Raw genomic sequence first — 26,691 nt, forward strand, 5'->3', positions numbered from 1 at the left:
GCAGAGACGGCGGTCACCTCTTTGCGTCGCCGGCAGCTCAACAGGACACAGAGGCGCGGGTCCTGAGAACGCAGCGCGCCGGTGTCCTGAGCGTAGCGGCCTCCCGGAACCGGCCCGTGAGGAGGCTTTAATGGCAGTAAAAGGTCAGCGGACGCAGCGGAAGAGCTTGACACTGCGCGCGCACAGGTTGGTCTCCGAACCGGCGCGGACGAGCTCCTCGGCGTTGTCATCCGTCGTATCGATCAGCAGTTCCCAGAAGCGGCAGCCGCCGTAGTCCGGCAGTCGAAACGGCAGGTCTACGTACGAGGAACTCAGCAGCAGCAGCAGGTCGTCGTCGTGGAGTGGATTGCCGGCCTCGTCCACGTCGTCGAGGCCATCACCGTCCAGGAACATGCCCAGCGACTGGGTCTGGGGGTTGCTCCAGTCGTCGTCGCTCATGACTTCACCGTCAAAGCGCAGCCACATGATGTCGCGCACGCCCTCGCCACGAATGGTCCGGCCACTGAAGAATTTCCGCCGGTGCAGCGCGGGGTGTGCCTTGCGCAGGGCAATCAGGCGCCGCGTGAAGGCCAGCAGGTCCAGGTCGACGTCGGACCAGTCGTACCAGCTGATGTGGTTGTCCTGGCAGTAGGCGTTGTTGTTGCCCCCCTGGGTGCGACCGATCTCGTCGCCCCCCAGGATCATGGGGGTGCCCTGCCCCAGCAGCAGGGTGGCCAGGAAATTGCGCTGCTGCTGGCGGCGCAGGCGGTTGACCTCGGGATCGTCGGTCTCGCCCTCGACTCCACAGTTCCAGGTGATGTTGTGGTTGTGGCCGTCCTGGCCGCCCTCGCCGTTGACCTCGTTGCGCTTGTGCTCGTAGGTCACCGAGTCGCGCAGGGTAAAGCCATCGTGCGCGGTCACAAAGTTGATGCTGGCGTAGGGCTTGCGGCCGTCGTTCTGGTACAGGTCCGAGGACCCGCTCAGTCGGTAGCCGATTTCGCTGGCCAGTCCGCCCTCGCCCCGCCAGAAGGCGCGCATGTCGTCGCGGTAGATGCCGTTCCACTCGGCCCAGTTGACCGGGAAGTTTCCGACCTGATACCCGCCCTCGCCCACGTCCCAGGGCTCGGCAATCAGCTTGACCTGGCTGATGATTGGGTCCTGGTGAATGATCGTGAAAAAGCCCGAGAGCTGGTCGACCTCGTGCAGCCCGCGCGCCAGGGTGGAGGCGAGGTCGAAACGGAAGCCGTCGACACGCATCTCGGTGACCCAGTAACGCAGCGAGTCCATGATCAGCTGCAGGGTCTGCGGGTGGCGCACGTTGAGGCTGTTGCCGGTGCCGGTGTAGTCGAAGTAGAAGCGCGGACTGTCGGCCACCAGCCGGTAATAGGTGGGGTTGTCGATGCCCTTGAAGGACATGGTAGGGCCCATGTGGTTGCCTTCGGCGGTGTGGTTGTACACCACGTCCAGAATGACCTCGATCCCCGCGTCGTGCAGGGCGCGCACCATGTTTTTGAACTCCGGCACCGCGCCGGCCGGGTCGCCCCGCCTTGCCGCCGCCGAGTAGCGCACGTCCGGGGCGAAGAAGCTCAGCGTGGAGTAGCCCCAGTAGTTGGTCAGGCCCTTGTCCAGCAGAAAGGGGTCGTCCACGTGCTGGTGCACCGGCAGGAACTCGATGGCCGTGATACCCAGCTCCTTGAGGTAACGCAGCACCGGTTCAGTGGCGACCCCGGCGTAGGTGCCCCGGAGGGCCTCGGGAACTTCCGGGTGGGTCATGGTCAGGCCCTTGACGTGAGCCTCGTAGATCACCGACTGGTGAAAGGGAATATTCGGCTTCTGGTCGCCCACCCAGTTGAACATCGGGTCCACCACGATGCCCAGGGGCGCGCCACGCTGCTCACCTTTTTGCATCACGGTGTCGCCGCGGCCCAGCTCGTACCCGAAAACCCCCTGGTCCAGACGCTCGGTGCCGTCCAGGGCCTTGGCATAGGGGTCGAGCAGCACCACGTTGGGATTGAAACGCAGCCCCTTGTCCGGCGCGTACTCCCCGTGAACGCGGTAACCGTAGCGCTGCCCCGGTGCAAGACCCGGCAGGTAGCCATGCCACACGAACGCGGTGTGTTCACGCAAGGGAACGCGTGTTTCCTGGTCCTGGTCATCGAACAGACACAACTCGACGCCACTGGCATTCTCGGAATACAGCGCGAAGTTGGTGCCCTTGCCGTCCCAGGTGGCCCCCAGCGGATAGGGGCTGCCGGGCAGGACGCGAACGGTCGGGGGGGAAGCAGGAAGAATGGACATGTAAAAAACTCCTTGAGCAAGGCACCTAGGGCGCCTGGTATCGGTCAAGACGGTGAAACGGGAACTTCAGGTTCTCGCGAAGTTCCCGTCTGTCTGTGGAAACGTTACCAGACGCCGCCTGCCCCCAGAAACGAGCCCGGACACACTGCGCCGGATTCTCAGGGAACGCTCAAGCTTGCGCTGCCGTCAGGTAAGGGTGCTGCGGGCTCCCCGCTCAGAACCCCAGCGAGCCGTGGGGACCACTGAGCTTCGCAAGCCTTTCGGGGGTCCACAGTTCGTAGGTGTACATCGGATACTGGCGCTTGAAGCGGCCCACCCGGTCCCAGACCTCCCGTGATTCGAAGGGCACCACCAGCAGCAGCCGGATCACGCTGTCCTCGGCGTCATAGATGTAGAAGTCGAAGTGGAAGGTCTGCTCACCACCACGGTCGGTAAAGAGGGGGAAGCTGAACGGCCGGTACCGCCAGGCCTTGTTCTTGTCCGTCAGGATGCGCGCCGCGACCCGCTTGAGGTTGCTGTCCGGAAAACTGATCCGTTCGCCGTCACGGTCCACAAAGATGGTGTCCGGCGCGGGAGCGTCCAGCTGAACCCGTTTGAGTTCCGGCAGGGCCTTCCGGACCTTTGGAGGCGCGCGGCGGGCCTGACCTGAGGGCGCAGAGCGCTCACCTCCGGTGCTGCCGCTGCGCTCGTCGGGTGTGCGCCGTGAGGATGCGCCGGGTTTGGAGGCGTCGCTCCGGCTTCCCCGGGCAGCTCCTGCTTTCTGGGGGCCTGAACTGCCCCGGCTCGCGGCTGGGCCTCCGGTGGTGCGCCCGGTGCTGCTGCGGCCCGTCCCTGTCCGTCCTGATTCGGTGCGGCCAGTATCTGCGCGGCCTCCTGTACGTCCGGGTCCGCTGCGCTGCCCTGCGCCCCTGGCAGCGCCGGTGCGCTCACCCGCGGTGCTCACTTCGCTGCCGCGTGAGGTGCGTTCCCTGGCCGGTCGCACCGTATCGCGGGTGGAGCCGCCGCGCCCCTGCGCGGTGTTCTTCTTCGGGCCGCGTCCCCGTGATCCTTTTCTAGGCCCTGTCATGTCAGGCAGTGTACCTGGGGTTCGGTGCCCGGAAAGGAATGCAGCGCGAAAGGAAGCTGGCACGAAAGGAAGACAGCAGGGCACTTGCCCCCTGATCACCACGCACCGGGCATGTTCACCAGAGGGCCGGGCGGAAGAAAACCTTACTTGGCCAGGCTGCGGATAATGCTGAGGTTCACGAAGCGGCCCAGGTCCGGGACATCCCGCGCAAAGCCGGCTTCCTTGTTGAGCTGTGCATACTCCGCCAGGGTCTTGAGGTTGATGTCCCAGGTGACCTTGGTGCGGGCCAGCGCCTTGAACAGCTCAGCGCTGTTGGGGCGTTTGCCGGTAAAGGTGTAGATTTGCTCGGCAATGGCTTTCTGGGCTCCGGCGTTGCTCTTCTTGATGAAGTTGATCGCCGCGAGGTGGCCGCGCAGCAGGTCACGCACAGCGTCCGGGTTCTGTCCGGCAAACTTGGTGTTCACGACCAGCACGGTGGTGGTGTAGTTTCCACCTTCCCAGATGGCTTTTTCGTTGGCAATCAGGCGGGCTCCCTGAGTTTCCATGACGGCGCCCCAGGGCTCCTGCACCAGCGCGGCGTCGACCTGCTTGCCGGCAAAGGCAGCGGGCATATTGGCCGGGTCAATCGGCACGATGGTGACGTTGCCGCCTTCATCGGTGGCCTTCAGGCCATTTTCGTGCAGCAGGTGACGCAGGCTGATGTCCTGGGTCGAGCCGCGTGTGGGCACGGCGACCTTCTTGCCCGCCAGTCCCTTGACGTTACGCACGCCACTGTCCTTGCGCGCGACCAGCACCGCACCGGCGTTGGCCGCTCCGGCATACACCTGGATGGGAACGCCGCGCATGAAGGCGTTCATGGCCGGGCCCGGTCCCACATAGGCCGCGTCAATGGCGCCGGCAGCGAAGGCCTCGTTGATCTGTGAGCCGTTGGCGAATTCCTTGACGACCAGTTTGACGCCGCCCAGTTCCTTCTGGATCAGGCCGCGCTGCACGCCGACCAGACCAGCGGCGTGAGTGACGTTGGGGAAGACGCCCAGGCGCAGTTCCCTGACCTGCTGGGCGTGAGCGGAACCGGCCAACAGGGCCAGGGTGGTTGTAGCGAGAAGAGCGCGAATCATAGACAGAGAATAGCGCACTTGTTGAGTAATTTTGTCAACTAATAGACAGGGTGGCCCTGGATTGCCGGGGGCCACAGGAGGCCGGGTTGGGAAAGGCGTTTTCCCAACCCGGGGCAGGTGCAGACGCCGCTATATAAAGGAACAACCGTCACCACCTTGACAGTTGTCCGCAGGCTACTGTGAACGCCAATGCCAAAACTCATGCTGTTGCTGGCTTCTCTCCTGACAGGCTGCACGTTTGTGGCTCCTGCGCGTGACAATGCCCAGTGGACGACCACCGTGCATGACGTCGAGGTGACCTGGCGGTGGGTGGCACCGGGGGCCCTCGTTCGCCGTCAGGGGGCCCCGTATGCGGGCTACGCGCTGACCGGGCCACTGGCCAAAAAGTGCGTGGTCGACATTGACCCCACGCTCTCGCGGGGCGATCTGGTCCGGGTTGCCGCTCACGAGTACGGACACTGCGCTGCCGGCTGGTACCTGAAACTTGGGGTCGGCACTACCGAGGGCCTCAGCGCCTACCACCAGCAGATCTGGGAAAGCTGGCCCGAGCGCTATGCCCAGGCCTATCTGGCCGCCTGCGGCAACAGCCTCAAGCCGCTGGGCTGGAAGGATATTGTCGAGCCCAAATGCGCGCAGGCTCCCGACCCCCGCAGCTTCAACCCCTAACCTGAAGCGGAGTGATGGAGCAGCTTCAGGACCAGCGCGGCTGTTCTTTCCTGGAAGCCGCCAAGGGTCTCCTGCTTTGCCTGCCCCAGCTTTCCGGGCCGCGCGCCTAGAATGCCAGACATGATGCTGACCCCTGATCCCTCCTCGCGCCCGCGTGGCGAGGTGAGCCGCGCAGACCTCGTGCGCTGGCTCAACACTTACCTGCAACTCGACACGTTTGCCAAAGCCGACCCCAGCCTCAATGGCCTGCAGATCGAAGGCACCGAGGTCATCCGCCGGGTGGCTGCCAGCGTGGACACCAGTGCCAAGACCCTGGAACATGCCGCCGACAGCGGAGCAGACCTGCTGCTCGTGCACCATGGCCTGTTCTGGGGACAGCCGCTGGCCGTCACCGGCCCTCACCGCCGCCGGCTGCGAAGCGCGCTGATGGCTGACCTGAACCTGTACGCCGCCCACCTTCCCCTGGACGCGCATCCGGAGATCGGGAACAACGCCATGATCGCGCGGGCCCTGAGCCTGGAAAACACGGTGCCGTTCGGTCAGTGGGCCGGGCACACGCTGGGGCTGGCCGGCGAACTGCCGTTCGAACAGAGCCTCCAGGACTTTGCCGACCGGGTGCAGAAGCTGACCGGCGAAATCTGCCTGGTGCATGGCGGCGGTACACCCACCGTACGTCGGCTCGGCATCGTGAGTGGCAGCGGGGCCGACCGGGTGGCGGAGGCGGCGGCGCTGGGGCTGGACACCCTGCTGACTGGCGAGCCCGAGCACAAGCATTTTCACGACGCTTTTGAATACGGGGTCAACGTGGTGTACGCCGGGCACTACGAGACGGAAGTCTTCGGCGTTCGCGCTCTGGCGGCCCGGATCGAGGAGGAATTCGGTCTGCCGTGGCAGTTCCTGCATCACCCGACTGGCCTGTGACCAGCGGCAAGCCTGAAGCCGGCGTGCCCTTCATCACGTTCGAAGGGCCCGAAGGCGCCGGAAAAAGTACCCAGATCGCCTGTCTGGTGGCGCGCCTCCAGGGTACGGGTGTGCCTCATATCGTGACCCGCGAACCCGGCGGCACGCCGCTGGGCACCCGGGTGCGGGAGGTGCTGCTTGACCCGGAACTCAGCATCGATCCCCTGCCGGAATTCCTGCTGTACAGCGCCAGCCGGGCCCAGCTGGTCACCCATGTGATCCGGCCCGCGCTGGCGCAGGGGCACACCGTGATCTGCGACCGGTACTTCGATTCCAGCCTGGCCTACCAGGGTGCTGGCCGTGGGCTGCCCGTCGGGCTGCTGCGTGACCTGACCCGCGAGGCCACAGGCGGTCTGAGCCCCCACCTGACGGTGCTGCTCGATCTGGACCCGGCGCTGGGGCTGCGGCGCGTCGCCTCACGCGGTCAGCCTGACCGGCTGGAACGCGCGGACCTCGGATTTCACCAGCGCGTGCGGCAGGGCTTTCTTGATCTGGCCGCAGCGGAGCCCCGGCGCTTTCTTGTACTGGACGCTACCCGCAGCACGGATGTGCTGGCTGGGGAAATCTGGAAAGCCGTAGAACGCCAGCTGTCCTGAACTGTCTCGTCCTGTGGCCGGTCCGAATCTGGGGCGGCCACGCTGCGTGCTGCTCAGGTGGCCAGGGTGCTCAGTTGCCGGGAGCCGTCCCGGGGCGGCTCTGGGACCCGGGCTCGGCTTTCAGGCCCGGAATGCGGACCTCGAACAGCACGGGCCAGCGTTTGCCGGTCAGCAGCAGGGTGCCGCGCTCCGGCACAAAGGCTATGCCGTTGGGCACGTCATCGAAGGTCAGGGGCTGACCGCGCCGTGCGGCCAGTGTGCCAGCCTCCTGGGCAAGGGCCGTGACGTCGAGCCAGGCAGTGACCTTGCCCGTCTTGGGGTCAATCCGCGCGATACGGCTGGTCAGCCACACGTTGGCGTAGACATTGCCCTGCACGTATTCCAGCTCGTTCAGGTTTTTGACGGGCTGACCGTTCTCGTCGGTGACCTGTACCCGGCGCGTGACGGCAAAGGTCCGGGGGTTGCGCCAGAACAGCGTGCTGGAACCGTCGGACATGATCAGCTGCCGGCCGTCGTTGGTCAGGCCCCAGCCCTCACCGGTGTAGCGCAGCCGCCCGACTTCCCGCAGGGTCCGGGCGTCCAGCGCAAAAGCCAGCCCATGCTGCCAGGTCAGGTGGTACGCCACGTCTCCCAGCCGGGTCACGCCTTCTCCGAACGCGGTGCTCAGCGGGGTTGGAGTCTGCTGAATGACCCTGCCGGTCGCCAGCTCCACCCGGCGCACCCCGGAGGCACCAACCTGACCGGTGCTTTCCAGCAGCGTGCCCTGTCCCAGGTACTGCAGGCCCTGGGTAAAGGCCGCCCGGTCATGAGGGTAGCGGGCCGTGACGCTGGGCTTGATGACCGCAGGCGTGTGCGACTCGGCGCAGGAAGACCCGGCCATGAGAATGACGGGAAGCAGGAACAGCGGGGCAGGGCGCATGTGGGCCCATGGTAGCGAGTGCCGGCGGACACTGTGGCCTCAAAAGTCCACTCAGGCTTCATAGATGCAGGGCTGCGGTGTGAAGCTGAGCGGCTCCGGTGTCTGGGTCGCCCAGGACGCGCTGCGCGGAGATCCGTACCGCTTCATGCGGATCGGCCAGCAGTACCGAGGCGTGGGCGGCCTCATCCCACTGTCCCAGGGCCCAGGCGGCGGCCTCCCGTACTTCCCAGGCCGGGTCCTCACGCGCGGCCAGCAGCAGCGGCCAGCCGCGCGGGTCGCGGGTGTTGCCCAGCACAGTCAGGGCGTTGCGGGCCATGCCCTTGCGCCGCGGGCGCAAAAAGGCCGTGCCCGCGAACTGCCGCTCAAAGCCGCGCTCGCTGACGCCGAAAAAGGCGCTCAGGTCCGGGTGGGCCAGGTCTGCGCGGGGCCGCAGCAGCTTCGCCAGAGGTCCAGCTTTCGTGGACCAGGGGCAGACCTCACTGCACACGTCGCAGCCAAACAGCCAGTCTCCCACTCCGGTGCGGTGTTCGGGGGGCAGCGGTCCCCGGTGCTCGATGGTCAGGTAGGACACGCAGCGCCGTGCGTCGATGGCCCGGTCCGGACCGATGGCGGCGGTAGGGCAGGCCAGGACACAGCGCATGCACCGGCCGCAGCGGTCGGGGTGTGTCTGGGTCTCTCCCTGGAAGGGCAGGTCGGTCAGCAGCACCGCCAGCGTGACAAAGGCGCCCAGCCGCGTGCTGACATTCATGCCGGACTTGCCCCGCCAGCCCAGAAACGCGCCTGAAGCAAAGAGGCGTTCCATGACCGGCCCGTGATCCACGTACCCCTTGGCCTTGACGCCCAGCTGCGCCGCTTCCTCCTCCAGGCGGGTCAGCAGCGGCTGCAATTGGTCATGGTAGTCGGGGGTCCAGGCGTAGCGAGCCACCCGGCCCACCCGCACGCCCCCTGACGGCGCAGGCGGCTCCTCGAAAGCATGGGACACGCCCAGGACCAGGACACCCGCGGCGCCGGGAAGCCGGCTGGTGGGGTCGGTGCGGGCCGGCAGCTGGCGTTCCAGGTAGCTCATGCCCGCGTGCCGCCCGGCACCCAGCCAGCCGGCGTACTCCTGGGCCACTGCGGCGGGCACCTGCGCCGGCGCCCACCCCACCGCGTCCGCCCCCAGCGCTATGGCCAGGTCAGACAACAGTTCATGGGCACTCATGCGGGGCAGTATGCCTCAGCGCCCGGGGCGCATCTGTGCCCAAGGCGCCAGGCGTGGATTTGTTTTCCCTGTTCCTCCTGTGCCTCGTCCGGATGACACCGGATGCAGGTCTCTGGGGATGAGGACCGGGCGTTCCCTCCATATGACCCGGAATACGCTCAGCCGGTCTTCCCGGCGTGCGTGTGACCGTCCGCACGGCCTTGGGAGGCGCGACCCATGCCAGCTGGCCTGAAAGCAGATTTCCAGATGACGCTACCAGAGGTGAGACTCTGCTTTCGGCCGCTCCGCTTTGCGTCCTGCTCGACAAAAGTGGCTTGCTTCGTCTGAACCCAAAGAGCCATCTTTTTGACAACTGCTCTAAAGGTGGACAATTGGGTGATGAATCTACCCAGTAAACGCGTTGGCTGGATTGTTGATGCCCAGAACGATTTCATGCGCCCGCCGGAGCAGGGCGGACGCCTGTACGTGCACAACCTGTTCGATGGAGGGCAGGACCCCGGCGCCGTCCAGATAACCCCTGCCCTGGTCCGCGCGACGGAGTGGATGCGAACGCACTGTGACGCGCTGGTGTATACGGGCGACTGGCATGACGTCAGCGACGCCGAAATCGATTTGGTTGCTCCGGATGCGGCCAAAGGGACCTACCCACCGCATTGCATGGGCCTTTCCGCAGACGCCCACGAGCGCGAGGGCGCAGAGATCATCGCTGAGATCCGTCCGGCAAACCCGCTGATTCTCCATCGCGATGCCAGCGACACGGATGCCACCGGGGTGGCGCGCCGGGCGGTCAGCGAGCGCAGACCCGTTTTCCTGCACAAAAGCCGGTTCAGTGTGTTCGAGGGCAACCCGGCGGCCGATACCTTCGTGCGCGCCCTGCGTGAGCAGCTTGGCGGCACCATCGAGATTTACGTCATTGGTGTGGCGCGTGACGTGTGTGTCAAAGGGGCAGTCGAGGGGATGCTTGCGCAGGAACGGGGCATCCCTGTCACGGTCGTGACGGACGCGACCTGGGGTCTGGGGCTCGAAGGCGAGAACGAAAGCTACGCCCGGTGGCTCAGGGCTGGTGCGGCACTGGTCACCACCCACGGCCTTTATGCGCGTACCTCGTCGGCGTTCCGGGACCTCGCGGTGGCGCCTGCGAAGACCTGAGCGTGTGATCAGGAGTTGAAAAGGCTGAATAGAAAAAGGAATCCGGCGGAGAGAATACTCCGCCGGATCTTTGTATCTGCTGACTCTGGGCGGATCAGCTTTTAAGGCTGGCGCGCGCCAGGGTCCAGGCGCGCTCGAATACCTCGGCGCGCTCTGGACGGGCCATCACCCGGGCCAGGCCCTCAGCCAGGGTCATGGCCGGGACGTTCACGTCACTGGTGCGGTCAATCCCAGCCCACTGGGCCTCGACACGCACCGAGTCCCCCTGGGTGGCGCGCAGGCTGAAGCGCACGCTGTCTCCAGCCAGTTCGATGCCGCACAGGTCCCCAGGCTCACGCTTGCAGCGCTCAGACCTGAAGGTCACGCCACTCAGGTCACGCCAGCCCAGGGTGCCTGCCACGAAACCTGCGAACAGCCGCGCTGGCAGGTCCTTACGCCCGGCGTACCAGACCGTCAGGCGGTCCACCTGGGCAAGCTGACGCGCTGCATCGGGGCTGTCGAACACTTGCGCCAGCCCTTCACGCCAGCCCGCGCTGCGGCTCCAGCCCAGGTCTGCCAGCGCGTAGTGCCCGCCCGGAGGAATGTCCAGCGACAGGCTGTCGGCAATCACCTGGTCGGCAATCTCGGTCAGTTCCGAGAGCAGCGTGCCAGCCGGCTGGGTATCCGCGCCCCACCACACGTGGTTGACGGTGGCCGGGCGCAGCAGCGGCAGGATCGCGCCCTGCAACTGCTCCGGGTTGGCGTCCAGAGTCAGCCGCTCCACGTACAGGCCGCCAGCCTGTGGCACCAGGCTGGCGTGAACCTGCAGGTCGTCGGTGCCGTCCATCACTCCAATGATCTGCCGGCCGGCGTAGCGACCTTCCAGGCCGGCCAGGGCTTCTTCAACGCGTTCCAGGTGACGCCGGACCGTCAGCGCCACGATGTTTCCAGTATAGGCACGCGTTTCTACCCGGGTCTGGGCCCACAGCTCGTCCAGCGCCTTCTGGGCGCGCTGCACCGTGGTATCTACCGGGCCCAGCGTGCTCAGGTCCGTGGCGTAGGTCATGGCTGTGTCCCCTTCACAGTCGCCTCCAGCGGCGGTCCGGGCCGATCAGTTCGTCGGCCTCGTCGGGACCCCAGGTGCCGGCGGTGTAGTTCGGGAAATCGGGGGCGCTGGCTTTGGCCCCAGCTCCCTTCCGGCCCGGAAGTGTGTCCCAGGAATCCAGCAGCCCCGAGACGATCTGCCAGGCGTGATCGACTTCATCCTCGCGCGGGAAGAGGGTCGCGTCTCCCACCATGGCGTCGAGCAGCAGGCGTGAGTAGGGGCTTTCAAGCTGCGCTCCGAAGGCGTCATAGCGGAAATCCATGACCACCTCGCGCAGCACCATCTCCTGCCCCGGCGTCTTGCTGGAAAACTTCAGGCTGACCCCCTCGTCCGGCTGGATGCGGAAGGCCAGCACGTTGCGCTCCAGGCCGCCGGGGAAGATGCCCAGGGGGGGCCGCTTGAACACCACCGCGATCTCCGTGACCTTTTTGGGCAGCCGTTTGCCGGTGCGCAGGAAAAACGGCACGCCCTGCCAGCGCCAGTTGTCCACTTCCAGCTTCACGGCCACGTAGGTCGGCGTGCGGCTGCCCTGCTCGACCTTGGGCTCCTGGCGGTAGCCCGGAACTTTCTCGCCGTACATGGTACCTGCGCCGTACTGTCCACGCACCGCCACACTGCCCACCCGGCCCCGGGGAATCGGTTTGACCGCCCTCAGCACCTTGACCTTCTCGTCGCGGATGGCGTCGGCGTCAAAAGCGGCCGGCGCCTCCATGGCTGTCAGGGCAAACAGCTGCATCAGGTGGTTTTGCAGCATGTCCCGGACCACACCCGCTTCCTCGTAGTAGCCGGCGCGGCCCTCCAGGCCCAGGTCCTCGGAGGCCGTGATCTGCACGTGATCCACAAAACTGCGGCTCCAGAGCGGTTCAAAGATGGCGTTTCCAAAGCGGATCGCCATCAGGTTCTGTACCGTCTCCTTGCCCAGGTAATGGTCGATGCGGTAGACCTGCGACTCGTCCCAGACCTGATGGATGGTGTCGTTGAGCTCGCGGGCGCTGTCCAGGTCATGCCCGAATGGTTTTTCGATGACCAGCCGGCGCCAGCCCTCGGACTGCCTGGACAGTCCCAGGCGCCCCAGGCCGTTGCTGATCGGCTCGAACAGGCTGGGCGGCGTGGACAGGTAGAACAGGGCATTCTTGCGCCCGCCGTAGGCTTCCTGGGCGCGGTCGAGTTCCAGCCGGACCCGGTCGTACACGTCGTCCTCGGCAAATTCACCGAACTCGTAGTACAGCAGCTCCCGGAATTTCTCCAGGCTGCCGGGCTGAATCGCGTCTGTTTCCTTGCTTTCCTTCAGGGCGCCAATGGCCAGGTCCTTGAAGGCCTCGTCGGTCATCTCCTGCCGGCCCACCCCCACGATGTTGAAGGCACTGCCCAGCAACCCGTCCTGCCACAGCCCGAAAACCGCCGGCAGCAGCTTGCGCTTGGCCAGGTCGCCGGTCACACCGAAAATCACCAGGGTGGTCGGCTCAGGCGCGCGGTTGCGCCGCATACCTGTGCGAAAAGGGTTCTGACCGTCGGCGCCAGCTGCCGGCACACGCGCCCGCGATTTGGTGACCCGGCTGGTCTTGGCGGGTGCCTTCTCGGCCCTGGCAGGCGTCTTGTGGGTCGCCGCAGCCTTTCCGGAGGCGGCCTTCTGAGCGCTAGCCGTGGACCGGGCCGCCCCAGATGTCCTTGTTTTTGTTGCTTTGGCCGGGGTTTTCTTTTCTTTCGAAGTGCTCTGCGTGCCGCTCGCCGTGCTGGCCCTGGGCTTTTTAGGTGTGGTCATTCCTCACCCTTGACCCGCTGCTGGCCGCTTTCGCCCAGCTGCTGTTCGGCGCTCTGGCCCTGGCTGGGGGCGTGGGCCGCCGCCACAGGGATGTTCTCGGGCGCGGCTGCCCGGGGGTCTTCTCCGGCGTGGATTTCCGGCACCAGGCTTTCCTGCTTGGTGGCCTCCAGCACCTTGACCGCGTGGCCCCCGAAGGCGCGGCGCATGGCGCTGAGCATCTGCCCAGCGTAGCTGACTTCCTGCTGCGAGCGGAAACGCATCTGGGTGGCCAGCGTGATCACCGGCGTCGGCACACCCAGCTCGATCGAGTCGATGATGGTCCAGCGGCCCTCGCCACTGTCGGCCACGTAGTCCGAGAGCTGGTCGAAATCGGCGCTGTTCTGCAGGGCCTCGGCGGTCAGGTCCAGCAGCCAGGAGCGCACCACGCTGCCGTGACGCCACAGCTCAGCGATCTGGGCCATGTCCAGGTTGAAGGTCTTGTGGGCCTTCATCAGCTCGAAGCCCTCGGCGTAGGCCTGCATCATGCCGTACTCGATGCCGTTGTGGACCATCTTGACGTAGTGCCCCGAGCCGCTTGGGCCCATGCGCCCCCAGCCACGGTCCGGCGCGGGCGCCAGGGTCTCGAAAATGGGCCGCAGCCTTTCTACGGCTTCTTCGGGACCGCCGATCATCATGGCGTAGCCTTCCTTCAGGCCCCAGATCCCGCCTGAAGTGCCCACGTCCACGAAGTGCAGCCCGCGCGCGCCCAGTTCCTCGGCGCGGCGCTGGGTGTCCTTGAAGTTGCTGTTGCCGCCGTCAATCACGATGTCGCCGGGGGCGAGACGCGAGGCCAGATCATCCAGCACGCTCTGGGTGATCTGGCCCGCAGGCACCATGACCCATACGGCGCGGGTGCCCGGCTCGCCGAGCGAAGCGATGAACTCGTCCATGTCCTGGGTGCCGGTTGCGCCGTGCTGGCGGATGTTGTTCAGGGCGTCCTCGCTGCGGTCGTGCCCGACCACCTGATGCCCGCCCTGCAGCAGTCGCAACACCATATTCCCGCCCATCTTGCCCAGTCCGATCATGCCTAGTTTCATGGAGAACCTCCCAGAGAGTGGAACCGCTTCCAGGCCCCACCCGAGTCATGAGGCGCATCATACGCGCCCGGGGCGCGCTGGTCCGCCACGTCCCGTAGGCAATCGGCGCGCCGGGAAGGTGGCTGCCGGGACGAATTACGCCCCCGGCGGGTGCTAGCGTGGCGGTATGACCGCTTCCGCTCTCAGCGTCCACACCGGGGTTCTGGACAAGGCCGCCCGGGGTGAGCGCCTGAATGCCGCCGAGATCGAGGCGCTGTACCATCTGCCGCTGCCGGACGTGGCGGCCGTGGCGCACGGCCTGCGCCTGCAGCGCCGTGACCCGCAGCTGGTGTCGTTCCTGATCGACCGGAACATCAACTACACCAACATCTGCAACGTGGGCTGCAACTTCTGCGCGTTCTACCGCACGCGCCGCCAGGGCGACAGCTACACGCTTGACCATGGGCAGATCAGCCACAAGATCCGTGAGCTCGAAGAGGTCGGGGGAACGCGCATCCTGCTGCAGGGGGGCGTCAACCCGGAACTCGGACTGGACTACTACATTGGCCTGCTGCGGCACGTCAAGGCAAACCACCCGACCATTCGCATCGACGCCTTTTCGCCCGAAGAAGTACTGTTCATGGAAAAGACCTTCGGCCTGAGCCTGGATGATCTGCTTGATACCCTGATCGGAGCGGGTCTGGACGGTCTTCCCGGTGCGGGCGGAGAGATTCTGGAGGACGACGTGCGGGCCAGGGCGGCGCCCGCGCGTATCCGCAGCGACGACTGGTTCCGGATTATCGACGCGGCGCAGCGCAAGGGGCTGTACACCATTTCCACCATGGTGATCGGCTTCGGTGAGACCTACGCCCAGCGCACCGCACACCTGCTCAAGATCCGTGAGCAGCAGGACCACGCGAACGCCAGCTACGCTGGCAACGGGTTTTCCGGCTTCGCCATGTGGACCCTGCAGACCGAACACACCCGCCTGCATGGCAAGGCGCCAGGCGCCACCGCGCACGAGTACCTGCAGCAACTGGCCATTGCCCGCATCGCGCTGGACAACGTGCCGAACATCCAGGCCTCGTGGCCGGCCCAGGGCTTCAAGGTCGCCCAGGCTGCTCTGTACTACGGCGCCAACGACCTGGGCAGCACCATGCTGGAGGAGAATGTCGTTTCGGCCGCCGCGGGCCACGACCGCCACAGCGCCACAGTGCGCGAGCTGATCCGTAGTGCCGTGGACGCGGGATTTATCCCAGTGATCCGCAACAGCCGCTTTGAGATCATCGAGCGCCCGGACGTGGAGGCTTACCTGCAGCGCACGGCAGCCAATCCAGAGGCTGAACGCGCGGTGGGCGCGGTCTAGAGCCGCCGCCGAACAGATGCTCTCTTTCTGACTGGAAAGAGTAGATCCTGCCGAGCACAGTGGAGCCACCAAGACCCTCCAGCTTCAGGCAGCAGGCGATCAGCAGAAAAGCGGGACGGGCTTGGCTCCCGTCCCGCCTGCTATTTATGCAGCGTAATGCTGTTCGAAGAGCAGCGCCTGCTCCAGGTCGCACAGGGCCCGCTCGTACAGTTGATGATCAAGCCTGGGCACGGCAGCCAGAAAGGTCGCCGCGTCCTGAAGGCTGCTGTGGGTGCTGTGATGCTGCCAGCCCTCGCCTTCTACCACCAGACGCACGCGGCCAAACTGCACGAGAAATCTCACGCGGCCTGTGTTCGTCCGCGTGTCGCTGAAATGACGGATGACGTTCATGACCGCAGCATAGGCCCGGAGCCTGACGGGCACATCCGCCAAATTGATGAATGGCTTGGGAACCGTCCCGTGATTGGTAATCCGCAACCGTCAGCGCGACTGATCGTTGCTGCGGCTTTTTTCGTCGGCGCGGCGGCGCAGTTCGCTGGCCAGGTCGCTGAAATCCTGAGCATTGGGCAGCACCCGGCGGCTCTGGTTTTTGGCCTCCTGGATGACCTTGACCTGCTCCACGCGCGAGACCGGCGGCAGCCCTTCGCGACGGCGCTCGAAATAGTTTTGCGCCATGTGGCCCAGGGCAAACGTCCAGCCGTACACCGCCGGGGCGGTGATCAGACCGCCGATGACCGGCAGGGCCATTTTGGCCAGCCCGCGCATGACCTGTCGCGCCGCCAGACCGTAGGCGAAGGTCACTCCAAGTTCACGTGCAATGTCCGAGGCCCGCTCTGGCGTGATGTCAAAGCCATAGATCTTGCCGATATGCAGCACCATCTTGGCCTGCACCGGGGTAATCAGCAGCATGTCGGCAAAAGGAATCGGCTCGACGGCAATGGCACCCGACAGCAGGGCGGCACTCTTGATGACTTCCTCAACGTTCTCTTCCAGGCTGAGTTCCGGGTCCACGTCGAAATTAAAGTTATCCATCACTTGCTTGACCAGCGGCGGCAACATGAGGCGAGTGTACCTGCCCTCCGGACGCGCGCGTGAGGCGGACGTGAATGCGGGGTTACCTTCTCCGGCACCTGAAAAGGGGAAACGCGCCCGGCTGGACGCGTCTCACGAAGTCGGAGAGTTGGAGGACCCGGCGGAGCTCAGCGTTTCCAGCGCACGCCGTCCTTGGTGTCTTCGACCGTCACGCCGACCCGCGCCAGGGTATCCCGCAGTTCGTCGGCCTGGGCGTATTGCTTGCTCAGGCGGTAGTGCTGGCGCGCCTTGAGGACCAGCTCCATCAGGGTATCCACCACCTGGGTGTCGTCCTGACGCTCGCTGGCGGAGGCATGGAACAGGCCCAGGACTCCGCCGCCCAGCGCAAAGTAGGCGTCCTGAACGCGTTTCAGGGTGTCCTGGCCGACCGGTCCGGCTGCCAGCGCCCCGTTGACGTCGCCGGTCAGACCGAACAGCGCCGCTACCGCTTTGGGGGTGTTGAAGTCGTCGCGCAGCGCGTCCTCGAAGGCCTGGATATGCGCGTGCACGCGGGCGTCGAGGGCCTCGGTGGCTCCAGCCGGGGCGCCCTGCAGGCGGCGGCCGACCTCGTGCAGGGTCTCGGTCAGGCGGCGGTAGCCGTTCCTGGCCGACTCGAAGGCTTCCTCGCTGAACTCGGTCACCGAGCGGTAGTGGCTGCCCACCAGCAGAAAGCGCACCACCATGGGGTCATGCTCCCCCAGCAGATCGGCAATGGTCGTGAAGTTGCCCTTGGACTTGGACATCTTCTCGCCGCCGATGGTCAGCATGTTGTTGTGCATCCAGTAGCGCGCGAACGCGTGCCCGGCCGCCTCGCTCTGGGCAATCTCAGCCTCGTGGTGCGGGAACTGCAGGTCCAGACCACCGCCGTGAATGTCGAAGCCCTCGCCCAGATACTTGAGGCTCATGGCGCTGCACTCGATATGCCAGCCGGGAAAGCCCACACCCCAGGGCGACTCCCAGCGCATGATGTGGCCCGCCTCGGCGCGCTTCCACAGGGCAAAGTCACGTGGGTCGCGCTTCTCCTCGCGCACGGCCTCGCGCGTACCTTCCTCCTGCTCGTCAAGTCTCCTGCCCGACAGCTTGCCGTACTCCGGCCAGCTGCGCACATCGAAATACACGCTGCCCTGCGACTCGTAGGCATGGCCGCGTTCGATCAGCTCCTCGATCAGCCGGATCTGCTCGGTAATGTGGCCGGTCGCGCGCGGGTTGATGCTGGGCTTGAGAATATTCAGCGCTTCCATGTCACGCACAAAGGACCAGAAGTACTTGTCGGCCACCTCCATGGGCTCAAGCTGCTCGAGCGCCGCGCGTTTGGCGATCTTGTCCTCGCCCTCGTCCGCGTCGTTCTGCAGGTGGCCGACGTCCGTGATGTTGGCCACGTAGCGCACCTGATACCCCAGGTGCAGAAAGGCCCGGCGGATCACGTCGAAGGCGACTTCCTTCTTGGCGTGGCCCAGATGGGCGTCGGAGTACACCGTGGGACCGCACAGGTACATGCCCACGCGACCGGGTGTGGTCGGCGAGAAGCGCACCTTCTGGCGCTGCAGGGTGTCGTACAGAAAGATGTTCGGGTCCGGCTCACGGGATTCGGGACGGGGAATCATGGCGCTCCTTGGGCAGAGGGAAAGGGCAATAAAAAAGCCGCGCCATGTCCACAGGGGAAAGGGCGCGGCGCAGCGAGGAAGCGTTGCTTACCGCGTTGAGGGGCAACACAGGGCTGTCATGGCCGCTAGTGTAGCAGAGGGCCGCTGAGGGGCTGAGCGGGCAGCTCCGGACGCGTGATCGCCCGGGAGCGCAGTGAAGCCACCAGCGTGGCGGTAAACGCCCGAATGATCGGCAGGCCCGCGCGGTGAGGCAACACTCCCAGGGCCAGGGGGCGCATCAGCGGCTGCGGCAGAGGCAGGGCCACCAGTCCTGGTGGAAGAGGCAGCAGCGCCAGGCGCGGCATGACGGTCACGCCCAGCCCATGGCTGACCAGGCCCAGCGTCACGCTGTCCTGGGTAATGGGAAAGACCCCGGCCGTGCTGACGCCTTGGCTGGCCAGGTAGCGCAGCACCCGAAGGTGGCACGAATCACGCTCCGGAGGCAGATACAGCGCCTGCGTGCTCAGTTCGGAGAGGGTGACCCCATGGGTCCCGCGCGAGGCTGGCGCCACGAACAGGTACTCGTCCTGGGCCAGAGGCGTCAGGTGCAGTTCGGTTGACTCGTCCTCCACGACCACGGCCGCGTCCGAGTGCCCGGAGAGCACCGCGCGGGTGCCGCCTCCACACGACTCACTCTCCGAATCGATCAGGCTGACGCTCACCCCCGGGTGAAGATCCCGGAAGGCCGCCAGGGCTGCTGGCAGCAGATGCGTGGCTGCCGAGCGGTATGACGCGACCCGCAGCCTTCCGCTGAGCGCACCGTCGTCCTGCGCCGCCAGGACGGCATCTGTCGCTGCCTGTACGGCCGAGCGGGCGTGCAGCAGCACCCGCTCACCTGCTGGGGTCGGATGCGTGCCGGACGGTCCGCGCCGCAGCAGGGGGCGCCCGACCAGATCCTCCAGCTTGCCGACCGCCTCGCTGAGGCTGGACTGCGACACCCCCAGGTCAGCCGCCGCTTCCGAAAACCCGCCCGCATCGGCCACCGCCAGCAGGGCGCGCAGCTGCGACAGCGTGGGCTGAGCGTGAGGAGTGCGGCGTGTCATGAGCACATTCTAGGCTGGTCGCTGCAGCCTCCCCATCGGCAAAGCCGATACAGGCTGGACGCTGAGCCGCCCCGTACCGATGTCCTACCGAGCCTGCGAGGGCGCACTGTGAAGCCATGACCACCTTCCAGCCGGCCCGCACTTCCCACCCCTCCCTGGCCCGCGCTGAGCAGGCCGCGCAGCGTGACGAACGGTTGTTCGGAACCTGGGTTATGGAAGTCTCAACCCCGCAGGGCACCCTCACCGCGCCTCAGCTTCAGGACTGGGAAGTACGGGCATGGCCGGTGGCCCGGCTGGGAGACCTGACCCTGGAGGTCCGCCCCTTATGCCCCTACCTGGACGAGAACGATCTGTGCGCCGAGTTGCGCCGCGGCGGGTATCAGGTGCTGGGTCCGGTGCGGGCACGTCGCCCGGAGTGAAGGCCTGACAGCTATCACTACAGCAGGTATAAGGTGGAAACTCTCGACTGCTGTGGGGCGAAAGGCGCGAATGACCGCGTCAGACGCCGGTTGGAACGAAATTCACGGGAGGAGCGCACTCCTGCCCGGATAGCGGCATACCTATGTCAGACCCGTTCGTCGACCGACACCACTTCACCGAGCCCATGGGCACCCAGACGGGCGATGAATCCCGCCTCTTCGTAATAGGCCATTCCACTGTCCATGGCCAGCGCCTGTTTGCCCGCGTAGAGCAGCGGCGTGCCTGCACCGCGCGCCGGGCCGTACAGGTGCTCGTCGCGCAGGACATAGACCGGAGTATGACCGTGCACCAGCCTCAGCGCCCCGAAGGTGCGCAGGGTCTGGGCCGCCACCTCCTCGCCGCCGGTGAGCACAAAGGCATGACGCTCGGCGAAAGCATTCAGGAATTCGCCCCAGGCGTCCGCGTCCAGCTCTGACAGCAGCGAGGCCACCCGGGCGTTGACCGGCTCGACCGCGCCACCCAGCCGCAGGTACATCCGGCTGTCGGCATGCATCAGCAGCCAGGGCCCCGCACGGCCCAGCACCGGCCGCGCCGACAGCCAGTTCAGATCGTCGGCGTCCAGTCCATTCGCGTCACGCTCAAGACCGCCGTTCTGGGCCCAGTACTCGTAAAAGCCCAGGCGGTCACGGGGGTCCTGCGCCCGGAAGCGCATGGCCGCCAGAAACATCACCTCGTGGTTGCCCAGCAGCGCCGTGACCCGGCCCCCGTCCTGCGGCGCCTGGGCTTCGAGCGCCCGCACAAGGTGGACCACTCCGGCGCCGTCCGGACCACGGTCGAGGTAGTCGCCCAGAAACACCAGGTGGGCGTCACGTCCGGTCCAGCTGCCCTCAGCGTCGATCAGGCCAGCGGCCCGCAGCATGTAGCGCAGCTTGTCGTACGCGCCGTGGACATCTCCAACCACCCACAGCTCACTCAAGGCCGGCTCCCGGGGTACGAAACAGGGTCTGGAGGTAGAAGGGCGTCGCTGCCGAGAGGGGCTGCGGCAGATCACCCAGCGGCCAGAACCTTGCCTCGGCTGCGTCATCTCCAGCCTGGAGTTCGCTGGTCCTGACCAGAGTTGCCTGGTACACCACCGTCACCCAGTCCACGGTGTTGCTGTCCGGATAGGTGTGCTGATGCTCGGGGCCACTGAACACGCCCAGCAGTGTAACGTTCTTCACGTCCAGCTGAAGTCCGGTCTCTTCAGACAGCTCCCGGCAGGCGGCCGCCTCGACCCGTTCGCCGGGGTTTACTGCGCCCCCGGGCAGGTCCCAGCAGCCATTGTCCTTGCGGCGGACCAGCAGCAGTTGCCCCGCAGACACGACCGCGACGCCAGCACCGACCCGCAGGGCCAGCTGCGGCACTCAGCGTCCTTTGCTGATTTCACCAGCGGCTGCAGGCTGATCCTCACCCGGCTGGCCCTGATCTTCCTCCGACCCGGAAGGCAGCGTGCGCCAGCGCGTCATGCGGTCGGTGATGTCCTCCTGCAGGCGGCGCACATTGCCTTCCAGGCTGGACTTGGCCCCGTCGAGCTCGTGGCGGAGGCGCATGATTTCTTCGACCCCGGCGAGATTGACGCCGAGTTCCTGGGTCAGGCGGCGGATCTCACGCAGGTGGTCGATGTCGCGCTCGCTGTACAGCCGCGTCTTGCCGCTGCTGCGCCCGGGGCGGATCAGCTGCTTGCGCTCGTAGAGGCGCAGCGTCTGCGGGTGCATGTCCACCAGCTCGGCGGCAATCGAGATGACATACACCGGGCGGTCTTTGGGATCAAGCTGGCCATTGGGGGCAGGCAGGGCCTTGGGGCGTGACTGCTGTTCACGAAGCTCGCCCTCGATGCGCTCGATTTCGGCCTCGAACTCGCCCTGCAGGTCGTCGAGCTCGTGTTGCAGGCGCATAACCTCTTCGACACCAGCGAGATTGACGCCGAGTTCCTGGGTCAGGCGGCGGATCTCACGCAGGTGGTCGATGTCGCGCTCGCTGTACAGCCGCGTCTTACCGTTGCTCCGCCCGGGGCGGATCAGGCCCTTGCGTTCGTACAGGCGCAGCGTCTGGGGATGCATATCCACCAGTTCGGCCGCCACCGAGATGACGTACACCGGACGATGCTTGGGATCAGAGGCCATAAGTTGACTTGAGTATACCTGAAGCAAGGTTTCTGACCCGAATACCCGCGTGAATGTGACGCGTGGACGCTGCACCACGCAGGCCAGCCGGTCCGGACAGGGGTGAGGCGGCTCACCGTATCATCGGGCCCATGACCAGCCCAGATCTGTCGTCCCTTCTGAACCGTGAGCAGGCGCAGGAGGAACTGTTCGACCTGCTGCGCATTCCCAGCGTCAGCGCCGACCCTGCCTACCAGGCCGAGGTCGCGAGAGCCGCCGAATGGCTGCGGCGCAAGCTCTCGGGTATGGGCTTCACCGCCCGAGTGGACCAGACACCCAAGCATCCCATCGTGTATGCCGAGCGCCTGACCGACCCGGCCCAGCCCACCGTGCTGATCTACGGTCACTATGATGTCCAGCCCGAAGCGCCCCTGGAAGAGTGGCTCACGCCGCCGTTCGAGCCTTCCGTGCGCGAAGGGCGCATCTACGCGCGCGGCAGCACCGACGACAAGGGACAGGCCTTTGCGCATGTCAAGGGCGTCGAACTGCTGCTTTCGCAGGGTGAACTGCCGGTCAACGTGAAGTTCCTGCTCGAGGGTGAGGAGGAGATCGGCAGTCCCAGCATCATTCCCTACCTGCAGGCCCACAGGGACAAACTGAAGGCCGACGTGATCGTGGTCAGCGACGGCAGCCGGTTTGCCCCGGACGTGCCCACCATCACCTACGGCGTGCGTGGCCTGAGCTACGTGGAGATCCACGTGCAGGGCGCCAACCGCGACCTGCATAGCGGCAGCTACGGCGGCGCGGCGCCCAACCCTATCAACGCGCTGTGCGAGATCATCGCAAAACTGAAGGATGACCGGGGCCGCATTACCATTCCCGGCTTCTACGACGGCATCGAGGAACTGACCGAGCAGGAGCGGGCCATGTGGGCCTCCCTGCCGCACAGCGACGAGGAGTTTGCGGCGTCCATCGGTGTTCCGGCGCTTCCGGGGGAGGCCGGATACAGCGTGCTGGAGCGCATCTGGGGCCGGCCGACGCTGGACGTCAACGGCATCTGGGGCGGGTACCAGGGCGAGGGCAGCAAGACCGTCATTGCTGCCAAGGCCGGCGCCAAGGTCAGCATGCGTCTGGTGCCGGGGCAGGACCCCGACCGCATTACCCAGCTGATCACCGAGTACGTGCCCCAGATCGCCCCGGCGGGTGTCAAAGCCGAGGTGCGCGGGCACCACGGTGGGCAGCCAGTCAAGTTCAAGACCGACAGCCCGGCCATCCAGGCAGCCAACCGTGCCCTGCACCGGGTGTACGGTCGGGAAGCCGTGTTTGCCCGTACCGGCGGCAGCATTCCGATTGTGGCGGCGTTCAGCGACATCCTGCAGACCGAGGTGCTGTTCGTGGACTTCGGGCTGAATGAGGACGCCCCCCACAGCCCCAACGAGAGCTTCGCCCTGCAGGACTACCATAACGGCATCCTGACCAGCGCCTACCTGCTGCAGGAACTCGCCCGGTCCTCGTGAGGCTCGGGTTCCTGGCCTCGCACGGTGGCAGCGCCGCGCGGCACATCACGGCGGCCTGCGTGTCTGGTGAGCTCAGCGCCACGCCGGTGGCCCTGCTCAGCAACAACAGCCGCTCGCCTGCACTGGCCTGGGCGCACGAAGCCGGGCTGGCCTCGGTGCACCTGAGCAGCGCAAAGCTGCCGGACCCCAACATGCTGGACTCCGCCATGCTGGACTTCTTCACGCAGGCGCGGGTGGACACGCTGGTCCTCAGCGGGTACATGCGTGAGCTTGGACCGCGGCTGCTCTCGCACTACGCCGGGCGCACGGTGAATATCCACCCCAGCCTGCTGCCCCGCCACGGGGGCCGGGGCATGTACGGCGACCGCGTACACGAGGCGGTGCTGGCCAGCGGCGACACCGAAAGCGGCGCGACCGTTCATCTGGTGACATCGGGCATTGACGAGGGGCCAGTGCTGGCCCAGACCAGAGTGCCGGTTGTGCCGGGCGATACACTGGAAACCCTCAAGGCCCGGGTGCAGGCCGTGGAAGGTGGCCTGATGCTGCGGGCACTGAAACAGCTGGCCTGAAAAGCGCGTGGAGCGTGCCGCCGCAGACTTCGGCTCTGCGGCGGCACGCACCTGCTGTCCTCATCGGTCCTATGCTGACCGGTATGAAACGCAAGGTCCATGATCTGCGCGCCTGGAGCCGGTCGGCGCGGCACGAACAGCTGGTGCTCCACCTGCCCGGTCATGTGATTGTCGATTACACGGCGCACGAGGTCGTGCGTCCGCTGGACGTGCCGTTCGGGGGCCGGGTGATCCGGGTGCTGGACCACGGCTACCGCTGGGTTCGTGTGCATCCTACTGGCAGTGGCGGCGGGGTCATGGGTGACGCCCTGACTGCCCAGCTCGACGGGGACGGCCTCCCCCGGCAGCTGTACGTCGACGTGCATGGTGGCGAAGGCGTGGGCGAGGACGGCCTGCCCTGGATCGATGACCTGTATCTGGACGTCATCGGCAACTGGGTGGTTGGGCCCGAATGTCCGGGACGTGTCACGGAAACGCACATCATCGATGGTGATGAGCTGGAAGACGCGGTGCGGGATGGGCGGATGACGGCCGCGCAGGCTGAAGCCACCTGGGCGCATGCCCGTGCGGTGGAGTCTGCCCTGTGCGCCGGCACCTACCCGCCTCTGGCGGTGCTGCGACGCTATCTGGAAGACCCGTACACCTGAGCAGCCTCTCACTTGAACCCGGTCTAAAAATTCGCCACACTGCACCCATGACTGCGCGTACCCTGCCTGCCCCCGCTGTGGACGCCGTGAAGGCTGCCCTGCATGCCATTCCCATGAACGCCACGGTCGGGGTGCGCATTACCGATGTCGGAGTGGGCTGGGCCACCGGTGAGTGTCCGGATACGGCGCCTTTTCGCAACCACCTGGGCACCATCCATGCCGGCGCGCAGTTCCTGCTGGCCGAGGCGGTCAGTGGCGCAGCCTTTGCCGGCGCCTTCGTGGCGCAGCTGACCCAGGCCGTGCCGCTGATCGAGCGGCTGGAGACGCATTACGTGAGCCGCGCCGTGGGCGACGTTCAGGCGCGCGCCGAGATTGAACTGGCGGACCTGCCTGCCGCTCACGCCAGTTATGCCCAGGAAGGCAGGGCCCGGTTGGCGCTACAGGTCAGCGTCACGGACGGCGAGAACAAGGAAGTGATGCGTGCGGTGGCGCACTGGTACCTGCGGGCCCGGCCGGCCCAGGGCTGAGGGGGGCGACTTCACGCGTCAGGCGTCTCCGGGGCGTACGCTGAGGTACATGAGTGCGCTGATGCTCGACCACGTGGCGATCGCCACGCCCGATCTGGATGTGGGTTCTGCTCCCTACCTCGCCCTGGGGCTGCACCGGGAAGGCCCTGACGAGGAGGTCAGCACCCAGGGGGTGCGCGTGCGCGCCTTTCAGGTCGGCGACACGCTGATTGAACTGCTGATGCCCACCCGGCCCGACAGCCCCATCGCCGCCTTTCTGGAGAAAAAGGGCGCTGGAATGCACCACACGGCCTACCGCGTCGCGGACCTGGAAGCTGAGATGACCCGCCTGCAGGCGGAGGGCGCCCGTTTTCTGAACCCGGAACCCACCCCCGGCCGCGCCGGGACACGGGTGGCTTTCCTGCATCCCAAGTGGGGTCAGGGCACCCTGATTGAACTGGTACAGCATCCCGAAGGTGGACCGCTTCATGGGCTGGTGGCCCGGCAGGACGGCGCTCAGGGCAATGAACAGGAAGTGAGCCGGCATTGACGGCCGGTCCCCGGCACCGGAAGCCCCGCCCCGGATGGTGGCTGCCTTCACTGCTGATCATGGCCGCGATCTGGTGGCTGAGCAGTCAGCCGGAGACTCTTGGACCAGACCTGCGCCATCCGCTTGACTGGATCGCGCACTTTCTGGCCTATCTGGCCCTGGCGTTCTCGCTGGGCCGGGCCACCGCCAGCCGCACTGCCGCCTTTCTGATGGCGGTGTGGTTTGGTGCCTTCGATGAGGTGCATCAGGCTTTTGTGCCTGGACGCGACGCCGGCGTCACCGACTGGCTGTTTGATCTCCTGGGCGCCTGGCTGGGCGTGCGGCTGGCCGTCCGGCGCAAGGCAGGCCAGAGAAATCCTGAAGACCGTGGGCCTGTTGCCGATCTGTCATAGAGTACCCGTTAGGCTGAAGGGCCATGACCCGCCTCGTCTCCCCCCCAGCCCCCGGCACGTCGCGCGCCGCCCTGCAGGCGTCCCTGGACCAGCTTGACCGGGTCATTCTGGGCAAGGCAGGCCAGGTGCGGCTGGCCATGACCTGCCTGCTGGCGCGCGGGCACCTGCTGATCGAGGACCAGCCTGGCGTGGGGAAGACCACCCTGGCCCAGGCCCTGGCCCGTACCTGTGGACTGCATTTCCGCCGTGTCCAGTTCACGGCAGACCTCTTGCCCGCCGATCTGCTGGGCGTGAGTATCTGGGACGCGGGCGCGGCCACCTTCCGCTTCCAGCCGGGCCCCGTGTTCAGCGAGGTGCTGCTGGCCGATGAGATCAACCGCGCCACCCCGCGCACCCAGGGGGCCCTGCTGGAAGCCATGGAGGAGCGGCAGGTCAGTGAAGGCGGCGTGACCCGCCCCCTGCCCGATCCCTTTTTCGTTATTGCTACGCAGAACCCGGCTGCTTTTGTGGGGACCTCGCCTCTGCCGGAAGCGCAACTGGACCGCTTTCTGCTGACGGTCACGCTGGGCTATCCGGACCCGAGGGCCGAGCGTGACCTGCTGGAGACCGGCGGGCGCAGCCAGACCGTCCGGGACCTGCCGCCCGTGCTGAATGCCCCGCTGCTGACCGCCATGCAGCGGGAAGTGGACGCGGTGCACGCTGCCGCGCCACTGCTGGACTACCTCCAGTTGCTGGCCCGCGCCACCCGCGAGCATCCGGCCTTCGAGGCCGGCCTGAGTCCGCGGGCCCTGCTGGCGCTCCTGGCCGCCGCGAGGGCCTGGGCGTACCTCGCGGGCCGCGACATGGTTCTGCCAGAAGACGTTCAGGCCGTGTTTCCGTCACTGGCGGCCCACCGCCTGCCCCCACGTGATCCTTCGCAGTCGGTTGGGGACCTGCTGACCCGCGTGCTGGCCGACACGCCTATTCCCTGAGC

Annotated in this window: 28 protein-coding genes; 13 read left to right on the top strand and 15 right to left on the bottom strand. The window is 66.3% G+C overall.

The features are described 5' to 3' along the window. Positions 1-144 precede the first annotated feature (144 nt). The 3 genes from glgX to IEY49_RS08070 form a co-directional block, all read right to left on the bottom strand. Positions 145-2,277 (bottom strand): glycogen debranching protein GlgX, encoded by a 2,133-nt coding sequence (glgX, locus tag IEY49_RS08060; RefSeq protein WP_189006438.1) that lies wholly within the window; start codon positions 2,275-2,277, stop codon positions 145-147. A gap of 214 nt (positions 2,278-2,491) precedes the next feature. Then, positions 2,492-3,343, bottom strand: a complete 852-nt coding sequence (locus IEY49_RS08065) for a hypothetical protein (protein WP_189006441.1) — start codon at positions 3,341-3,343, stop codon at positions 2,492-2,494. Between the two features lie 143 nt (positions 3,344-3,486). After that, complete coding sequence (locus IEY49_RS08070) at positions 3,487-4,461, bottom strand: ABC transporter substrate-binding protein (protein WP_189006444.1); 975 nt, start codon at positions 4,459-4,461, stop codon at positions 3,487-3,489. Between the two features lie 189 nt (positions 4,462-4,650). On the opposite strand from IEY49_RS08070, the gene IEY49_RS08075 reads away from it, so the two are divergent. The 3 genes from IEY49_RS08075 (at position 4,651) to tmk (ending at position 6,683) form a co-directional block, all read left to right on the top strand. Further along, positions 4,651-5,127: a hypothetical protein gene (locus tag IEY49_RS08075; RefSeq protein ID WP_189006447.1), complete on the top strand. Its 477-nt coding sequence runs from the start codon at positions 4,651-4,653 to the stop codon at positions 5,125-5,127. Between the two features lie 111 nt (positions 5,128-5,238). Further along, positions 5,239-6,048 (top strand): Nif3-like dinuclear metal center hexameric protein, encoded by an 810-nt coding sequence (locus IEY49_RS08080; protein ID WP_189006464.1) that lies wholly within the window; start codon positions 5,239-5,241, stop codon positions 6,046-6,048. 23 nt (positions 6,049-6,071) lie between these two features. Further along, entirely contained in the window at positions 6,072-6,683 is a 612-nt protein-coding gene (gene tmk / locus IEY49_RS08085; RefSeq protein ID WP_373291876.1) for a dTMP kinase, read from the top strand. A 70-nt stretch (positions 6,684-6,753) separates the two neighbouring features. On the opposite strand, the gene IEY49_RS08090 is transcribed toward tmk, so the two are convergent. After that, positions 6,754-7,602, bottom strand: a complete 849-nt coding sequence (locus IEY49_RS08090; protein WP_189006466.1) for a glutaminyl-peptide cyclotransferase — start codon at positions 7,600-7,602, stop codon at positions 6,754-6,756. Positions 7,603-7,660: 58 nt separating this feature from the next. Beyond that, entirely contained in the window at positions 7,661-8,803 is a 1,143-nt protein-coding gene (queG, locus tag IEY49_RS08095) for a tRNA epoxyqueuosine(34) reductase QueG (protein ID WP_189006469.1), read from the bottom strand. A 378-nt stretch (positions 8,804-9,181) separates the two neighbouring features. On the opposite strand from queG, the gene IEY49_RS08100 reads away from it, so the two are divergent. Beyond that, positions 9,182-9,952 carry a cysteine hydrolase family protein gene (locus IEY49_RS08100; RefSeq protein ID WP_189006472.1) on the top strand — a complete coding sequence of 257 codons (771 nt, stop codon included), beginning with the start codon at positions 9,182-9,184 and terminating at the stop codon, positions 9,950-9,952. 94 nt (positions 9,953-10,046) lie between these two features. Here the strand turns inward: IEY49_RS08100 and IEY49_RS08105 are convergent, their stop codons facing one another. Genes IEY49_RS08105 through gnd form a run of 3 tightly spaced genes read right to left on the bottom strand, consistent with a single transcriptional unit; the run spans position 10,047 to position 13,874 of the window. After that, complete coding sequence (locus IEY49_RS08105; RefSeq protein ID WP_189006475.1) at positions 10,047-10,997, bottom strand: glucose-6-phosphate dehydrogenase assembly protein OpcA; 951 nt, start codon at positions 10,995-10,997, stop codon at positions 10,047-10,049. A 13-nt stretch (positions 10,998-11,010) separates the two neighbouring features. Then, complete coding sequence (gene zwf, locus IEY49_RS08110) at positions 11,011-12,798, bottom strand: glucose-6-phosphate dehydrogenase (protein WP_189006477.1); 1,788 nt, start codon at positions 12,796-12,798, stop codon at positions 11,011-11,013. Beyond that, positions 12,795-13,874, bottom strand: a complete 1,080-nt coding sequence (gene gnd, locus IEY49_RS08115; RefSeq protein WP_189006480.1) for a phosphogluconate dehydrogenase (NAD(+)-dependent, decarboxylating) — start codon at positions 13,872-13,874, stop codon at positions 12,795-12,797. The genes zwf and gnd overlap by 4 nt, the downstream gene beginning before the upstream one ends. Positions 13,875-14,040: 166 nt before the next feature. Between gnd and mqnC the strand changes: the two genes are divergently transcribed. After that, positions 14,041-15,219, top strand: coding sequence for a cyclic dehypoxanthinyl futalosine synthase (gene mqnC, locus IEY49_RS08120; protein ID WP_189006482.1), 1,179 nt, complete (start codon positions 14,041-14,043; stop codon positions 15,217-15,219). 144 nt (positions 15,220-15,363) lie between these two features. Here mqnC and IEY49_RS08125 read toward each other — a convergent pair whose 3' ends face one another. From IEY49_RS08125 to IEY49_RS08140, 4 genes are all read right to left on the bottom strand, one after another. Beyond that, on the bottom strand, positions 15,364-15,609 hold the full coding sequence (locus tag IEY49_RS08125; RefSeq protein WP_189006485.1) for a hypothetical protein: 246 nt from the start codon (positions 15,607-15,609) through the stop codon (positions 15,364-15,366). 90 nt (positions 15,610-15,699) lie between these two features. After that, the gene (locus tag IEY49_RS08130; protein ID WP_189006488.1) at positions 15,700-16,278 is read right to left on the bottom strand and encodes a YcjF family protein; all 579 of its coding nucleotides are present in this window, start codon (positions 16,276-16,278) and stop codon (positions 15,700-15,702) included. A 140-nt stretch (positions 16,279-16,418) separates the two neighbouring features. Further along, complete coding sequence (gene cysS, locus IEY49_RS08135) at positions 16,419-17,894, bottom strand: cysteine--tRNA ligase (RefSeq protein WP_189006491.1); 1,476 nt, start codon at positions 17,892-17,894, stop codon at positions 16,419-16,421. Between the two features lie 125 nt (positions 17,895-18,019). Next, entirely contained in the window at positions 18,020-18,976 is a 957-nt protein-coding gene (locus IEY49_RS08140) for a LysR family transcriptional regulator (RefSeq protein ID WP_189006494.1), read from the bottom strand. A 116-nt stretch (positions 18,977-19,092) separates the two neighbouring features. Between IEY49_RS08140 and IEY49_RS08145 the strand changes: the two genes are divergently transcribed. After that, complete coding sequence (locus IEY49_RS08145) at positions 19,093-19,395, top strand: hypothetical protein (RefSeq protein ID WP_189006497.1); 303 nt, start codon at positions 19,093-19,095, stop codon at positions 19,393-19,395. A gap of 146 nt (positions 19,396-19,541) precedes the next feature. Here IEY49_RS08145 and IEY49_RS08150 read toward each other — a convergent pair whose 3' ends face one another. The 3 genes from IEY49_RS08150 to hspR are packed head-to-tail and all read right to left on the bottom strand — an operon-like array spanning position 19,542 to position 21,558. Beyond that, a complete protein-coding gene (locus tag IEY49_RS08150; RefSeq protein ID WP_189006500.1) occupies positions 19,542-20,372 on the bottom strand; it encodes a metallophosphoesterase in 831 nt (276 codons plus the stop codon). Then, positions 20,365-20,799, bottom strand: a complete 435-nt coding sequence (locus IEY49_RS08155; protein ID WP_268239014.1) for an NUDIX domain-containing protein — start codon at positions 20,797-20,799, stop codon at positions 20,365-20,367. The genes IEY49_RS08150 and IEY49_RS08155 overlap by 8 nt, the downstream gene beginning before the upstream one ends. Beyond that, entirely contained in the window at positions 20,800-21,558 is a 759-nt protein-coding gene (hspR, locus tag IEY49_RS08160; RefSeq protein ID WP_189006503.1) for a heat shock protein transcriptional repressor HspR, fused homodimer type, read from the bottom strand. Positions 21,559-21,689: 131 nt separating this feature from the next. Between hspR and IEY49_RS08165 the strand changes: the two genes are divergently transcribed. From IEY49_RS08165 to IEY49_RS08195, 7 genes are all read left to right on the top strand, one after another. Beyond that, the gene (locus tag IEY49_RS08165; RefSeq protein ID WP_189006506.1) at positions 21,690-23,054 is read left to right on the top strand and encodes a dipeptidase; all 1,365 of its coding nucleotides are present in this window, start codon (positions 21,690-21,692) and stop codon (positions 23,052-23,054) included. Beyond that, positions 23,051-23,623, top strand: a complete 573-nt coding sequence (gene purN, locus IEY49_RS08170) for a phosphoribosylglycinamide formyltransferase (RefSeq protein ID WP_189006509.1) — start codon at positions 23,051-23,053, stop codon at positions 23,621-23,623. The genes IEY49_RS08165 and purN overlap by 4 nt, the downstream gene beginning before the upstream one ends. Positions 23,624-23,706: 83 nt before the next feature. Further along, positions 23,707-24,270, top strand: a complete 564-nt coding sequence (locus IEY49_RS08175) for a DUF402 domain-containing protein (RefSeq protein ID WP_189006512.1) — start codon at positions 23,707-23,709, stop codon at positions 24,268-24,270. A 47-nt stretch (positions 24,271-24,317) separates the two neighbouring features. Next, positions 24,318-24,797, top strand: a complete 480-nt coding sequence (locus IEY49_RS08180; protein ID WP_189006515.1) for a DUF4442 domain-containing protein — start codon at positions 24,318-24,320, stop codon at positions 24,795-24,797. A gap of 49 nt (positions 24,798-24,846) precedes the next feature. After that, on the top strand, positions 24,847-25,326 hold the full coding sequence (gene mce / locus IEY49_RS08185) for a methylmalonyl-CoA epimerase (protein WP_189006518.1): 480 nt from the start codon (positions 24,847-24,849) through the stop codon (positions 25,324-25,326). Positions 25,327-25,385: 59 nt separating this feature from the next. Continuing rightward, a complete protein-coding gene (locus IEY49_RS08190) occupies positions 25,386-25,718 on the top strand; it encodes a VanZ family protein (protein WP_189006521.1) in 333 nt (110 codons plus the stop codon). A 23-nt stretch (positions 25,719-25,741) separates the two neighbouring features. After that, positions 25,742-26,689, top strand: coding sequence for an AAA family ATPase (locus IEY49_RS08195; RefSeq protein ID WP_189006524.1), 948 nt, complete (start codon positions 25,742-25,744; stop codon positions 26,687-26,689). Positions 26,690-26,691: the final 2 nt, after the last annotated feature.

The sequence above is a fragment of the Deinococcus malanensis genome (assembly GCF_014647655.1).
GTDB lineage: Bacteria > Deinococcota > Deinococci > Deinococcales > Deinococcaceae > Deinococcus > Deinococcus malanensis.

Excerpts from the sequence above, each read along its gene's own strand:
- glgX (WP_189006438.1), bottom strand. The coding sequence starts at position 2,277 with ATGTCCATTCTTCCTGCTTCCCCCCCGACCGTTCGCGTCCTGCCCGGC.
- IEY49_RS08065 (WP_189006441.1), bottom strand. The coding sequence starts at position 3,343 with ATGACAGGGCCTAGAAAAGGATCACGGGGACGCGGCCCGAAGAAGAAC.
- IEY49_RS08070 (WP_189006444.1), bottom strand. The coding sequence starts at position 4,461 with ATGATTCGCGCTCTTCTCGCTACAACCACCCTGGCCCTGTTGGCCGGT.
- IEY49_RS08075 (WP_189006447.1), top strand. The coding sequence starts at position 4,651 with ATGCCAAAACTCATGCTGTTGCTGGCTTCTCTCCTGACAGGCTGCACG.
- IEY49_RS08080 (WP_189006464.1), top strand. The coding sequence starts at position 5,239 with ATGCCAGACATGATGCTGACCCCTGATCCCTCCTCGCGCCCGCGTGGC.
- IEY49_RS08090 (WP_189006466.1), bottom strand. The coding sequence starts at position 7,602 with ATGCGCCCTGCCCCGCTGTTCCTGCTTCCCGTCATTCTCATGGCCGGG.
- queG (WP_189006469.1), bottom strand. The coding sequence starts at position 8,803 with ATGAGTGCCCATGAACTGTTGTCTGACCTGGCCATAGCGCTGGGGGCG.
- IEY49_RS08100 (WP_189006472.1), top strand. The coding sequence starts at position 9,182 with ATGAATCTACCCAGTAAACGCGTTGGCTGGATTGTTGATGCCCAGAAC.
- IEY49_RS08105 (WP_189006475.1), bottom strand. The coding sequence starts at position 10,997 with ATGACCTACGCCACGGACCTGAGCACGCTGGGCCCGGTAGATACCACG.
- zwf (WP_189006477.1), bottom strand. The coding sequence starts at position 12,798 with ATGACCACACCTAAAAAGCCCAGGGCCAGCACGGCGAGCGGCACGCAG.
- gnd (WP_189006480.1), bottom strand. The coding sequence starts at position 13,874 with ATGAAACTAGGCATGATCGGACTGGGCAAGATGGGCGGGAATATGGTG.
- mqnC (WP_189006482.1), top strand. The coding sequence starts at position 14,041 with ATGACCGCTTCCGCTCTCAGCGTCCACACCGGGGTTCTGGACAAGGCC.
- IEY49_RS08125 (WP_189006485.1), bottom strand. The coding sequence starts at position 15,609 with ATGAACGTCATCCGTCATTTCAGCGACACGCGGACGAACACAGGCCGC.
- IEY49_RS08130 (WP_189006488.1), bottom strand. The coding sequence starts at position 16,278 with ATGTTGCCGCCGCTGGTCAAGCAAGTGATGGATAACTTTAATTTCGAC.
- cysS (WP_189006491.1), bottom strand. The coding sequence starts at position 17,894 with ATGATTCCCCGTCCCGAATCCCGTGAGCCGGACCCGAACATCTTTCTG.
- IEY49_RS08140 (WP_189006494.1), bottom strand. The coding sequence starts at position 18,976 with ATGACACGCCGCACTCCTCACGCTCAGCCCACGCTGTCGCAGCTGCGC.
- IEY49_RS08145 (WP_189006497.1), top strand. The coding sequence starts at position 19,093 with ATGACCACCTTCCAGCCGGCCCGCACTTCCCACCCCTCCCTGGCCCGC.
- hspR (WP_189006503.1), bottom strand. The coding sequence starts at position 21,558 with ATGGCCTCTGATCCCAAGCATCGTCCGGTGTACGTCATCTCGGTGGCG.
- IEY49_RS08165 (WP_189006506.1), top strand. The coding sequence starts at position 21,690 with ATGACCAGCCCAGATCTGTCGTCCCTTCTGAACCGTGAGCAGGCGCAG.
- IEY49_RS08175 (WP_189006512.1), top strand. The coding sequence starts at position 23,707 with ATGAAACGCAAGGTCCATGATCTGCGCGCCTGGAGCCGGTCGGCGCGG.
- IEY49_RS08180 (WP_189006515.1), top strand. The coding sequence starts at position 24,318 with ATGACTGCGCGTACCCTGCCTGCCCCCGCTGTGGACGCCGTGAAGGCT.
- mce (WP_189006518.1), top strand. The coding sequence starts at position 24,847 with ATGAGTGCGCTGATGCTCGACCACGTGGCGATCGCCACGCCCGATCTG.
- IEY49_RS08190 (WP_189006521.1), top strand. The coding sequence starts at position 25,386 with ATGGCCGCGATCTGGTGGCTGAGCAGTCAGCCGGAGACTCTTGGACCA.
- IEY49_RS08195 (WP_189006524.1), top strand. The coding sequence starts at position 25,742 with ATGACCCGCCTCGTCTCCCCCCCAGCCCCCGGCACGTCGCGCGCCGCC.